The organism is Flavihumibacter solisilvae, assembly GCF_000814475.1.
Classification (GTDB): domain Bacteria; phylum Bacteroidota; class Bacteroidia; order Chitinophagales; family Chitinophagaceae; genus Flavihumibacter; species Flavihumibacter solisilvae.
This window is the reverse complement of sequence record NZ_JSVC01000010.1, coordinates 71,144-84,616: the sequence shown is the minus strand read 5'-3', so window position 1 is coordinate 84,616 and position 13,473 is coordinate 71,144. Positions and strand designations below refer to the sequence as shown.

At 47.2% G+C, this 13,473-nt stretch carries 9 protein-coding genes; 7 read left to right on the top strand and 2 right to left on the bottom strand.

Going from position 1 to position 13,473, the window contains the following annotated elements:
* The first annotated feature begins 12 nt into the window (after positions 1-12).
* The 5 genes from OI18_RS09705 (at position 13) to OI18_RS09685 (ending at position 5,346) form a co-directional block, all read left to right on the top strand.
* Positions 13-324, top strand: coding sequence for an FtsB family cell division protein (locus tag OI18_RS09705; RefSeq protein WP_039139610.1), 312 nt, complete (start codon positions 13-15; stop codon positions 322-324).
* Positions 325-434: 110 nt separating this feature from the next.
* Positions 435-665 carry a hypothetical protein gene (locus OI18_RS09700; protein WP_039139418.1) on the top strand — a complete coding sequence of 77 codons (231 nt, stop codon included), beginning with the start codon at positions 435-437 and terminating at the stop codon, positions 663-665.
* A complete protein-coding gene (gene nth, locus OI18_RS09695) occupies positions 662-1,333 on the top strand; it encodes an endonuclease III (protein ID WP_039139417.1) in 672 nt (223 codons plus the stop codon). Before OI18_RS09700 ends, nth begins: the two co-directional genes overlap by 4 nt.
* A 232-nt stretch (positions 1,334-1,565) precedes the next feature.
* Positions 1,566-2,804 (top strand): murein L,D-transpeptidase catalytic domain-containing protein, encoded by a 1,239-nt coding sequence (locus tag OI18_RS24990; protein ID WP_052273049.1) that lies wholly within the window; start codon positions 1,566-1,568, stop codon positions 2,802-2,804.
* A gap of 166 nt (positions 2,805-2,970) precedes the next feature.
* Positions 2,971-5,346, top strand: a complete 2,376-nt coding sequence (locus OI18_RS09685) for a hypothetical protein (RefSeq protein ID WP_152616779.1) — start codon at positions 2,971-2,973, stop codon at positions 5,344-5,346.
* A gap of 13 nt (positions 5,347-5,359) precedes the next feature.
* On the opposite strand, the gene OI18_RS09680 is transcribed toward OI18_RS09685, so the two are convergent.
* Complete coding sequence (locus OI18_RS09680) at positions 5,360-9,043, bottom strand: BamA/TamA family outer membrane protein (RefSeq protein ID WP_052273048.1); 3,684 nt, start codon at positions 9,041-9,043, stop codon at positions 5,360-5,362.
* A complete protein-coding gene (locus OI18_RS09675) occupies positions 9,044-9,877 on the bottom strand; it encodes a hypothetical protein (protein WP_039139413.1) in 834 nt (277 codons plus the stop codon).
* A 110-nt stretch (positions 9,878-9,987) separates the two neighbouring features.
* Between OI18_RS09675 and OI18_RS09670 the strand changes: the two genes are divergently transcribed.
* Both OI18_RS09670 and OI18_RS09665 read left to right on the top strand, forming a co-directional pair.
* Positions 9,988-11,235, top strand: coding sequence for a Pycsar system effector family protein (locus OI18_RS09670; RefSeq protein ID WP_039139412.1), 1,248 nt, complete (start codon positions 9,988-9,990; stop codon positions 11,233-11,235).
* A 7-nt stretch (positions 11,236-11,242) separates the two neighbouring features.
* A complete protein-coding gene (locus OI18_RS09665; RefSeq protein ID WP_052273047.1) occupies positions 11,243-13,468 on the top strand; it encodes an FUSC family membrane protein in 2,226 nt (741 codons plus the stop codon).
* The last annotated feature ends 5 nt before the right edge of the window (positions 13,469-13,473 follow it).

Sequence of the window (13,473 nt, the reverse complement as noted above, 5' to 3'; positions counted from 1 at the left end):
TCAAAAAGTACCATGCGGACGGTTTTTTCAAAAATTTTACCGGTAATACGGAACAAATACCTGCTGTCGTTGGTTGTTTTCTCCGTGTGGATGGTATTTTTCGATGACCGGGACGTCATCACGACGCATTTCCGCTATAAATCTGAGTTGAACAAGCTGGAAGAAAGTAAGGAATATTACCAGCAACAGATCGACCAAACCCGCGCTGAACTGGCTAAACTACAGACAGATCCCGACCTCCTCGAAAAATACGCCAGGGAGCGTTACAGGATGAAAAGGGACAATGAAGACCTGTTCATCATTGAGGATAAGGTAACTGAGTAAAATTTATTTTTTAGGTTAAGGCAATATAACTCAACAGATCACGTTTTTATACCTGGACGAAACCCCGGACTGGACCCCGGGATTATTACTGGACAATAAATGGTTTGCTTATGTCAATCTTTACACCGGAAGATTTGCTTCTGTATTTGTACAAAGAAACTTCCCCTGAACAAAATGCAGCAATTGAAGCCGCATTAACCCAGGATTGGGAACTCAGGGAACAACTTGCTATCCTTCAGGACTCTACAAAAGAATTACAATTGCCCCTTGAAACTCCGCGTATGGAAGTAGTACTGAATGTACTGAACTATGCGAGAGAAGCAGTGGAGACCGGTGCATGACCACAAAGGAACGGTACCGGAAAGTAATTGAGTATTTCCAACAACATGCCCCCGACGCTGAGACGGAATTGTTATATGACAACCCGTATCAGCTGTTGGTGGCTGTTGTGCTTTCAGCCCAGTGTACCGATAAAAGAGTAAACCTCACTACTCCCGCGTTGTTTGACAGGTACCCGGATGCATTTGCACTCGCAGAAGCTACGCCGGAAGAAATCCTTCCCCTGATCAAAAGCATCTCCTATCCAAATAATAAAGCCAGGCATCTCGCCGGGCTCGGTAAAATGCTCGTGGAAAGATTCGGCGGAGAAATCCCCCTGACGGTCGACGAACTTGTTCAGCTCCCGGGTGTTGGCAGGAAAACCGCCAACGTCATCACTTCCGTTGTTGACCAGCAACCCAATATGGCCGTCGACACCCACGTCTTCAGGGTTGCACAGAGAATTGGACTCACCCACAACGCAAAGACACCATTAGCGGCTGAAAAACAGCTGGTTAAGCACCTGCCTGTCGACCTGGTCCATATTGCCCACCATTGGCTTATCCTCCATGGACGTTACGTCTGCATCGCAAGATCCCCCCGCTGCCCAGCCTGCGGACTCAAAGATGTTTGTAAATATTACTCCCACCTGATGGCAAAACAACCAGGCAAAACCACTCAGGGTAAATAGGTAGTTTGGCTGTCTGCAGCTACAAAAAATTAAAATTTTCCGTCGAATAATTCCGCCCAATCATCGAAAGGTTATTTCGTAAATCATTGATTATCACACAAACTATGCCGTTAGTATTTCTACTATGGGGTATTTTCATGTGTTTTTACCTATGTGCCCTGCATAAAAGGGTATAATTTTCGTTTTAGTTGAAGCCCGATCCGCATTCTATTAAAACGAAAACGTCTAATCTATGAAAACAAAGCTATGCGTAGCTGCTGGCATTGGTGGCGTCTTGCTGCTTGTTGCCTACTTTAATCCCTACGTTCTGTTTTCTTCTGATCCGACCGAACAATCCCGGCAGGATCTTATGAAGTCTCAAGGATTGATGAACTATGAAAAATCCAATATCCCAGGGCTGGAGGTAAAAACCCCCGCCAAAATCGCAATAGTTAACAAACTTGCTGACGCCAGTCACAAGAAAGCTGAAAAGATTGAAAAGCAGCTTAACATCAAGTCCTCATCAAGTGGGGATGTAGCGAAGAAAACCAAAAAGCCTTCCCGCAAAGAGCGTATTGTGGTTGACAAATCACTTTCCGAAGCACTTTCTGAAGACGCTGAGGCCCTTGCAAGCCTGGAATCCGATGAAAATTCATCTTACCAGGGTCGCCTGGATGACAATTCCGGTACGCACGTCAACAAAAGCCCCCGCTCGCGCCGTTCAGTCGTTAATTACAATGACGCGGAGTATGCAGTGGTTACTTCCAACACCAGGACGCTCGACGAAGAAGATGTGATGGCACCTCTACGTGAAGAAGCCGTAACTGTCGCTAAACACGAATCTTCTTATTCTTTCAGGGGAAAGACAAAGGTTAAATCAAGTCTTTACAAGTACATTCCGCCCACCTGGGATGGATTTTCTGAAGAAACAGGAAATTCCCTGGTAAATATGGCCGAACTGACCCGTAAAGCGCAGCAGATCGCTAAAGTCGCTAAAAAGAACGGTTACAATACCGATTATGCGATCCTGGCTGATATGAGTGTCAAATCCAACCGCAAAAGATTTTTTGTCGTTGACCTCAGCACCATGAAGATTATAAAAAGTGCCCTGGTTGCCCAGGGTCGTGGTAAGCTTAAGCTCAACCTGGATAAGGACTATTCAAACAGTGCGGGTAGCAATTGCACCTCACTTGGAATGTATAAGGTCGGTAAACCTTATGACGGGGACTTCGGCCTGTCGTACCGCCTGTATGGCCTGGATGCGACGAACAGCAGGGCTCATCAGCGGGCAATTGTACTCCATGCCATGGGTAGCATTCCTGACATGGAAACCAATTTCCCGATCCGCCAGAGTGAAGGTTGTCCATCAGTATCTCCCAAGGTGCTCGAGTCGCTTAGTAACTTGATCGACAACAGCGACAAACCCCTCCTGATGTGGATGTACGACGACACTTATCTGCCAACCGCTAACCAAAATATTACCGGAAGCTAATAACTCTACACAAAAGTCTATAGATCAATAGGTCAGTTGGTGAGACATTCACCTGCTGACCTATTGCTTTTTGAACCAATCCATCTTTCACCTGTTTATCTGTGGAATTACCAAGCTCTTCTTACCTTTGTTTATTGCCGCTGAAGCTGCAGAAAATAACTATATCATGGAACGAAATCTGTCCGGGGGAGGCGTATTGAACAGCAGGCTTTCTTTTACCCCTTTGATCGAAGCATGGAAAAAAAGCGCATCGGAGGGCCGGCCCGGTACAAGAAAACTATACCAGAATTTGCTGGACCGGATCCGCAACCATCCTGAATTGCTGGAACCGATTGATGACCCCAGCGTTCTCGACGACAACGCAGAATGGGTCGAAATGCTCATGACCACTCTCTTTCCTGTCACCTTTTCCGATGAGGAAGATCTGTACGCGGTCGGCGTTCCGTTCAGTTATAAAGTGATTTATTCAAGCAGTCTTTTCCGGCAGAAATTCCTGGACCAGAATGGCGAGCTGAACTACCTTCCCGAACAGGTGGTTGAACAGCAGCTTTCTGATGATAAGTGTTCCACTGCATACAAACTTATCCTCGCAAAATTTTATGGCCAGAAAGTCGATGGAAACGTTACCAGTATTATAGGAATAAAGAACCCGGTTTCCGGCCTGGTTAATTATTACGAAATCGACATGGATCCAACCTTTATTGATGTTTTTGCCCTCGATGCCCTTCCACACATCAATAACCTCAATGCCTGTTGCAGTCTCAGTGATGTGATGAAGATCGACAGCCTGCGCGAACTTCTGCCATTGGACCGCTTCAGGTTCGAAGGCATCACCATCGTAAGGATCAAAGATGTAACACAGCGTGAGGTGATCAGTAATATCAAGAACATTCTCCTGGATAATCACTCCTTTGACGATTCAGGACTTTTCACCCAACTGGAACAGGAAATGCAGACCCTGATCGGAATGCCCAATGTGAAAATGGGTATCATCCCGTTTTTCAAGGTCAATGGACATTACGTCCTGGAACAATATAGCCAGGCCAAAGGCCGTGATGTCTCTGAAAATAGCAAAGCCGTAAAACAGGAACTCCTGAAGTGGCTGCTCAGTCTATTTAAAGACAGCAACGATCCTGTTATCTACAGCAATATCAACAGCGAACTACTTCAGAAGCATCCTTTCCTCGGGCAATTACCCGCTGAATGGAATTACAGCGCCATTCTTTTCCCGCTGAAAAGCAATGGCGAGCTGATAGGCATCCTCTCAGCAACGCACGAAACCCCGGGGATGCTGAAACACCGGCACATTACACAGATCATGCCGTCTATCCCGCTCTTTATCCTTGCCCTGGAAAAGGCAGCAGAAGCAATGGACAACGAAGTGGACAAAGTGATCAAACGTCATTTCACGGCCGTACAGTCTTCGGTAGAATGGAAATTCACCGAAGCGGCAATGCAATACCTGGTTAATAAAAAGCAGGGTATTAAAGCCAAGATCGATCCGATTTTCTTCGATCATGTATTTCCGTTATATGGCGCCATTGACATCCGGAATTCATCTATTGAAAGGAATAACGCCATTCAGCTCGACCTGTTAGACCAGCTGACCAATGCAGGTGAGATCATTCGCAGCGCACAGCAGCAGACAACGATGCCACTCCTGCAGGAAGTTGCATACCGTATCGACAAATACCTGTTCAACGTATCGAACATCCTGTTTTCCGGTGACGAAATAATGATCGATAACTTCCTCAAAAATGAAGTGATTGAATTGTTCGAACACCTTCGCATCGTTGTGCCCTCAGTGTCGAGGGAAATCGATGAATACTTCAATCATATCGATTCGCGTATCCGGTTACGGGTCGACCACCGCCACGATTTCGAAGAAAGCATCATGCTCATCAACCAGGAACTCGCCAGGTTCATCGACCAGGAACAGGAAGTGGCTCAACGCATCTATCCTCACTACTTCGAAAGATTTGTAACCGACGGTGTTGACTTCAATATGTATATAGGGCAATCCATCAGCCCTGACAAGCCTTTCGATACCTTCTACCTGAAAAATCTTAAAATGTGGCAGCTGACCACACTGGCTAAAGCAGCCCATATGGTGCAGCAACTCCAGGGCCGTCTCTCCACACGCCTGCAGACAACCCAGTTGATCCTTGCGCACAGTATACCGATCTCCATCAGCTTCCGGACTGCCGAAAGAAAGTTCGATGTGGATGGGGCCTACAACATCCGTTATGAGATCATAAAAAAACGGATCGATAAAGTGCACGTGAAAGGATCGCATGAGCGGCTTACCCAGCCGGGCAAACTGGCAATTGTGTTCTCACAATCGAAAGAGGCTGCGGAATATCTCGATTACATAGAATTCCTTCAGAACCAAAAGCTCCTGCTGCACGACCTTGAGCAACTGGAGCTTGAAGAATTGCAGGGTGTCATCGGGCTGAAAGCACTCCGTGTAGGCATAAACATGGAAGTCGCTTCTGAAAAACAGGAGCCCAAAATCAAGCCGCAGATCATCGAAGCCAAATAATCGGCAGTTCGACCTAAAATTGAAATCCAAGAGAGATAAATGGGAATCCTCCATCGCTGCTATGTGAATAACAGGCCGTGAAAACATATTTGCCTGCAGGAGCCATCCATATTCCACCTCCAAAGCCATCGTGCCAGAGTCCTGATTTTTCCCCGGGGATCCATACCCGGCCTATATCATTGAAGAATACGAGGCCGGCAGTTGCCGGGAGTATATAACCTTTGATTTCCCCAAGTTTCAACCGCAGGTCGATATTATTGAATACCATTTGCTTGCCCGCAAACCGGTATTTGCGGAAGCCCCGCAGGTTGTCAGATACACCCAGGTATTGTGCCTGGAAGAATTCATAGCTCCCGCTGTTCACGCCACCACCGACCCTTACAGCAACCACTACATTCGCCCTCGCGCTGAAACTCGTATAGAAGGAAAGGTCTGTCTGCGCCTGCTTGAACGCATATGCATGATCAGAAATGCCTTCCACCCACCTTGAGAATGTATTCCAATAAAAACCGCGTGATGGCATGATCACACTGTTCCTGTTATCTACAACTGCCTGTAATTGCCAGCCAAAATAAGTTTTTGGTTCGTACAGCGTCTCCTGGTTGATACCGCTGGCTGGATCGGTTATAAATTTCTCTTCGTTCTTTTCATCATCCTTGTCAATCCAGAAGTGTTGAAATAACGGCCCTGTCAATATCGACAAATTGTTGACCGGCTTCGCCCTCACCAATGCGCCCATTTCGGCAAGACTGAACCTCGCGCGGTAGTAAGAGATCTTCTTGTCGCCTTCATTCGGGAATTCAGTTTCATTACCGAAGCCAAAGAAGTTCTGGGTATAGTTCGGTGCCTTTAGATTAGCAATGAACCGGAGATCAAGATTTTTCAGGTTCCCGATTGGCAAAGGTACCAGCTCCGTTACATCCAGCTGGTAACGGAAATTATATGCGCCTGTAGCAATGGCATAGTTCGCGGTGAATTGCTGTTTGATGTGAAATGGATCTTTCCTGAAACGATGTCTTGTCGACACCACACCCGCACCAAGAAATACACCGTCATCCGGGTTGTATGCAACAGAAAGGAGTGGGGCAGTGATATTGTACTTGAAACTGCGGCGCTCATAACTGTTCACAGCAGGGTCGTCAGAGAACTTTTTCCTGAATTTCCCTTCACCGGTCTTCACATTCTGCTCTGTCGCCAGGTCATACCACTTTATTTTTCCGGCGGATACTCCCTTCTGGTCCGCAGTTAATGTGTCTTTTCCGACACCACCGATGATGCGTATCAGCGGGCTGCGTTTTGCATTCCCGTGCAGGTTGAAAACATCATCCCCATTCATGCCGTATAACCTGAGCTCGCGGGTTAATGAGGGATCAAAGATCCTGTCGTACAATTTGTCGGACCGCTTCCCGGAACGGTTTATTTTATAAACCTTCACTGCAAGACTGCCGTCATCCCTCCATTCCAGGTCGAACCATTCCCGCTTATCCGAACCCGGTATATCAACCGTCTTTGACAGGAACCGATAATACTGAAGGGCCTCATCAGGAAGTGTCGCCCTTCTTTTTTTCAGCGTTTCCACTATAGACACAGCATGTTGATTGCGAATAGCTGAAGGTTGTTGATTCAAGGCGGTTGCAATTACAGAATCGGTCATCGTCGGAACAAAAACGGCAATCGCTTTTTTCCAATCGTCTTCATCCGGTTCGGTCAAGAACATCCGGTCAAAATAACGCGCGTTGAAATTAAATGTGTTGATATTGATGGCCTTCGGCCTGAAGCCCTGGAACTTCGGCAGGATCCAGGGTTTGCGGATCACCGAGGGTAATACTCCTTCACTCATGAAGAAAGCCTGGTCACGGTCGCGCGGGATCGGGTAGTAGCTCTTTCCCTCCTTAGTTGAAATGTTGCCCCATCGCCATTGGTCTTCATGTCGGTCAAAGTCCATCATGAACATGTCCAGTAATCTTGCCCTGAGCACCGCTTTCTGGTCAACCTGGTTGTCGTTGTCTTTCTGCAGGTTCTCTGCCAGTTTAATCGTGCTTGTACTTTTTGCAACACTGTCGGGGTCACGTGGTTCGAACAGGTATAAAGCATTTGCGAAATCAGGGCGGTACTGTGCCAGCGCCGGATCGTCAGGCAGGAATACCAACCTGGGCGTCATATGAGGAACACCTGCCGCATCAGCCATAGCGGGTACAGATAGCGCGGCATAAGGATAAGAAGCACTGATGCCATCTACCACAGCATCTTTTACAAAAGTCTCCCGCAATTCTTCCGGCAGGGTTTTGTCAGGAAATTTTTCAATGCTGCGTATCACATATTCTTTTCCGGATTTGTCTTCAAATCGCAGTGAACGGGATTGCAGTCCACCGCCTCTTCGGGTTGGTGTTAACCCACCCAGGTAATTCGTAATGTCAAGGACAGGAACCCTCACCGGCGTTGTCCATTCCGGCCGGTAGTTGCTTCCAAGCAACCATTTCTTGAAGGAGCCCGCTTTATACCGGGAAGCCGCAATTGCGGTTACTGAATCGGGAAAGTCCGGCCGTTTTTCAACGGCGCCTGCATCTGCAACTGGCTGGAACCTGGGCAAAACCGTTGAGTAAAGTTCCTTATTTCCATTATCACTGTTCACGCCAAGGTATTTCAACTCAACTGATCCATTGACAAGTACATCCAATGTCGCATACCCCAGGCTTTCCTGCTGAAATTTAGTGTATGGACCATTATGAAGCCTGGTGACCTTTGCACCCGATCCGCTCACGATATAGTGATGGCCATTTTTCTCCAGGTGTTGTAACCCATGTTCATGGCCGGCTATCCTGATACAATACGGATGATCATCAAGTATTGAATCAATTCCGTTTATCAGGCTTTTATAACGTGGATGTTTGAGGTCCTGGATATTTCCGAATCCACCCCTGACAATGGGATAAAGCGAACCGATAACCGGTAGTGGAACAAACAATCCCGGCTTAACATCTGTCAGTGGAAAGATGTGCTGCTTAAACGTAAAGTAACCGCCGTGAATTCCTTCCGATAAAAATGGATGGTGGGTAATGAACAACAATAGTTTATTCCGGTTGCGGTAAACGATGTCTTTCAGCCTCAGCAACAACTCCTCTTCTGATTTGCAATCGCAATCGCTGCTTTCACCCGGACGTCCATCCTGCTGCAACCACCATTGGCTATCTACTATAACGGCTGTTACATCGCTGCTTAATGCCACTTCTTCAGGGCCCGGGCAGCCATACTCTGGAAGGAACCTGATGCTGCTGTCGGGATTGCTGTTCACAACAATTGCCTGCCTTGTGACCTGCCGCCAACCAGATGGCCGGCCCTTGGCCCAGTCGTGGTTACCCGGTATAAAGACCAGGTTGCCCGCCGCCAGCTTCCCTTTCTGCCATTGCAGTTGCAGCAGCTCATATTTTTTCTGGTAATTCGATGTGCCCGGGTCGGGCAGACCAACCGGGTAAATATTGTCGCCAAGGAAAAACAACGTGGTGCGGTCGACCGCCACTCCTTTTCCACCCTGGTTAAGTTTGGAAACAGCTTCCATCACTGGATGCTTGCCTTTAGTCAGCTCACCGGCATCGCCAACCAGTATGATCCTTGATTTTATGGAATCACTTTGTGCACCGGCACGCTCTCCTGCCAGCAGAACAGCCAGTAGGTAAAATATCCCGCGGTAGGTTTTCATTTATCTCTTATATGGATAGTATAGTAAACTTGCCTTGGACTGCCTGCCTTCATTGGTGATGTACATATCACCATCGGGTGCGAAACACAAGCCTTCCGGTTGCTGGAAAATATCCGGGTTAATGCCATAGACTGCTTCAAGTTCGCCACTAACAGTGCTCTGCAGCATTACCTTTCCCATCGAAGCAATAATGAACAACCTGCCTGTTACGGGATGAATGGCCGCAGCAGAAGGAAGACATTCAATTGTGTCATCCTTTCCTTTTTTTCTTATTTCTGTCCACGGAATAGAGAACACCGGATTCGGATCAAAGCTGTTCGTTTTCGGATCAAACCGCCATGCATTGATGTAAGGATCATTCGGGCCACAGGACTTACAGATGAGCAGCAACTGGTCATGTTTTTCATCATAGCAAAGACTCTCAAACTCTACGAACTTCGGAAATGACCGGCTGTAAACTGCAGTCTCTTTTCCGCTGCTCCTGTCCACATGATGAAGGTCACCGTTGCTGGCGAGTATATAATACCCATAGGGAGTAATGGCCAGGTCTTCATAATCGCCTTGCTTTCCGAATGTCTGCTCACGGAACCTGCCGGTTACTTTATTAATGAAAAACAGGGTGCCGTCCTCATCGTTTATTCCCAGCAGTTCAGTTTCATTCAGGTCATGAATTCCCGATATTTCCCGCAGGGCTTTTTTAAGAAGTATGGTTCTGTCGGGACTCTGAGTGTAACCAGGTATGCCGGGATCGAACGACAAGGAAACCATTCTGTCACAGCTTTCGAACGTTGTTGCGATCACCGCCATGAGGGTGAACAGAACTGAATACCTCATACACTGCAAGTTAACTATTGACAACCAATTTGAATTGTATATATGCGGGAAAAATATGAACTGTGGTGAATGTCCCAATATGAGTTAATTTAGATTCATAAACAGGTGGGATGCCAACTAATGACTCACTGATAACATCAGCCGAACAGTATGTTACGCAGTTATTTTCCGAGCAGGTGCCTGCTGCTTATCATTTTCATGATCTGCACCACACACTCGCAGTCGTAGCTGCTGCCGGAACTATCGCAGCGAATTATTCGTTGAGCGAACAGGAACATACTGCCTTGTTGCTGGCTGCCTGGTTTCATGATACCGGTTATAGCCGTCAATATGAAGGCCATGAGAGTGTAAGTGTCCAGATCGCAGGTGAGTTTCTGAAAGCAAGGCATGTTGACGAATCTCTCATCAGCAGTGTTAAGGGTTGTATCATGGCTACCCGGATGCCACAATCTCCCAACACCATTATTGAAGAGATCCTGTGCGACTCAGACCTTTATCACCTGGGTTCTGACCAGTTCGAAAAAGAAAATAAATTGCTGCGGAAAGAACTGAATGTAGCTTTCGGAAAAGATATCAGTAAAAAGACCTGGCGGAAATTGAACATCCGCTTTCTTCAGCAACATCATTTTTTCACCTCCTTTGGCCGGGAGCACCTGCAGCCTGTCCAGGACAGGCACCTGAAAGAACTGATGGAAAAAGATAAGGGCAACCGTGAAGAAATTATTGAAAAACACGAACCCGAAATTGAAGAATCCGAACCGCTGCCCGAAGTCGAACAGCCCATTCACCTGAAAGAAAAAGCAAAGCGGGAAAAAGACAAACTCAACCGTACGGAAAGAGGTATCGCCACCATGTTCCGCATTATGAGCGATAACCATGTCAGCCTTAGCCAGATGGCCGACAGTAAGGCAAATATCATGATCTCCGTAAATACCATCGTACTTTCCATCCTGGTGTCAGTGCTGATCGGTAAACTTCAGTATTACCCGCAATTCATCATTCCCACAATCATCCTTTCCTGCGTTTGCCTGCTCGCAGTTGTCTTTGCCATCATGGCCACCAGGCCCAATGTAACAAAGGGTGTATTTACAGAAGAGGATATCAGGGAGAAAAAAGTCAATCTCCTTTTCTTCGGCAACTTCTTTAAAATGAATCTCAACGACTATGAATGGGGCATGAAGGAAATGATGAATGACAGGGAGTATCTCTATGGCAGTATGATCAAGGATATTTATTACCTCGGAAAAGTGCTTGCCCGCAAATACCATTTCCTCAGGCTGTCCTATAATATTTTTATGTTCGGCCTGATTATAGCAGTCATTTCTTTTGGCATCGCAAGCTTTATGGGTATGAAGTAAAAGGCGCATGATCGATTACATCAGGGAATATAAGAAGTACAGCAGCAGTTATTATGTATCGGAAGGTACCCGCACAACAGCAGGCGTAATGATTCCTGTGCTGACGGCATCATGGCTGGGTCACCTGCAGGCAGGAATAGCACTCGGGCTCGGTGCCATGTGCGTGGCGCTTACTGATAATACCGGCCCTATTCATCATCGGATCAATGGAATGGTTGCTGCCATCCTCCTCATTTTTCTTGCCTCCCTGCTCACTGGTTTCAGCATTGCTTATCCCTGGCTGCTCGCTGTCTTTATCGGCGTAATGGGATTTGCCTGTTCTTTCATCGGCGTGTATGGAACCCGGGCAAATTCTGTTGGTGGGGCGGGACTGCTGGTGATGATCCTGAGCATCGATGAACGGTACGACAGTTTCCAGGTTCTCCGGAATGCATTGCTGGTAAGCGGCGGCGGGATCTTTTACCTTGCTATTAGTATGGCCCTTTACAGGTTGAGACCGTATAAATTACTCCAGCAGGCTTTGGGGGATGCATTGATCTCGACTGCTTCCTACCTGCGAACCCGCGCCGATTTTTATAACAGTACGGTAGATTACGAACAGACTTATAAGACCTTGCTCGATCAGCAGGTGCAGGTTCACAACAAACAAAACCTTGTCAGGGAAATGATGTTCAAGACAAGGGACATCGTCCGGGAATCAACGCATACGAGCCGGATCCTGATGATGATCTTCCTCGACAGTGTGGACCTTTTTGAAAGGATCATGACTTCGCAGCAGGACTATCGCCACCTCCACGAAATGCTGGATAAAAGCGCCCTCTTACCTGCGTTCCGTGAATTTATCCTGAAAATTGCGACTGAAGCTGAAGAAACCGGGCTTGCATTACAGGAAGGCAGGCGTTCCCGTCTCAATCCCGCACTGGAGGGCGAACTGAAAGCGCTTGAAAACAGGTTCCTCGAAGTAAGGGCTTCGTCTATGGATGACAGTAATATCGAAGGCTTTATCAGTCTCCGGCACATCCTTGACAGCCTGAAAGACCTTTACAGGCGCATCGAGGCGCTTCACCGGTACACCAGTTTTGATAAAAAGATAGGAACGGACACTTCATCAAGGGAAGACTATTCGCGTTTCGTATCTCCTTCCGAATTCAACCTGAAACTGCTGGCAAACAACCTCAGCATCAACTCAAATATCTTCCGGCATTCCGTCAGGGTCAGCCTTTCACTGGTCGCAGGTTATTTTTTATCAAAGATCCTTCCGTTTGGTCACGGCTACTGGATCCTGCTCACCATCATAGTGATCCTTAAACCTGCATATAGTCTCACGAAACAAAGGAATATCGAAAGGCTTACCGGTACATTTACCGGGGCCGTGGTCGGTGCGCTCATCCTCTGGGTGATCCGGGACGACCGGGCGCTTGTCGGATTGATGATCATCGGGATGGTCATAGCATACAGCATGCTCCGGGTAAAGTACATGGTGGCAGTTGTCGCCATGACCGTCTATGTCCTTATCGCTTTCCACTTCCTGAAACCCGGTGATTTCACGGAAGTATTACGGGACAGGCTGATCGATACTTTTGCCGGGTCAATGATTGCCTTCATTGCCACTTTCGCCATTCCGCCAAGATGGGAACATGAACAGATCCAGGAGCTCCTGCAAAACGCGATCGAAGCACAGGCGAAATATTTCAGTTTTATTTCGAAGCCTTTTATCGCGGAGCCCCTGAATAACCTCGATTATAAACTTCACCGGAAAGAAGCGTTTGTACAACTTGCCAACTTATCTGACGCCTTTCAGCGGATGCTCAACGAACCGCGAAGACAACAGAAGAAAAGCCAGGTCATTCACCAGATGGTAGTAGCCTGCCATATGATCATTTCACACACCGCTACCTTATCCTCTTACAGGAGGCTGGCTGAAGAATATGCTTCCGACAAATTCAAGCCGATCATTAAAGCATCACTGGGTCACCTGGAAAATGCAGCCAGGTTACTTGAGGGAAGTAAAGATGCAAATGCAATTTTAAACGACGAGGAAAACTTTGTAATCAGGGAGGAACTTAAACAGTTATTGCAACAACGGCTCAGGGAACTAGCAGCGGGTAGTCTTGAAACTGCCACCCGCCGTAAGTTATCTGAACTTAAAACTCTTGCTGATCAGTTTGAGTATATCAACAAGATCAGTATTGAACTGGAAAAATTATCGTCACGCCTGGTGAGCAGCAACTGAACACA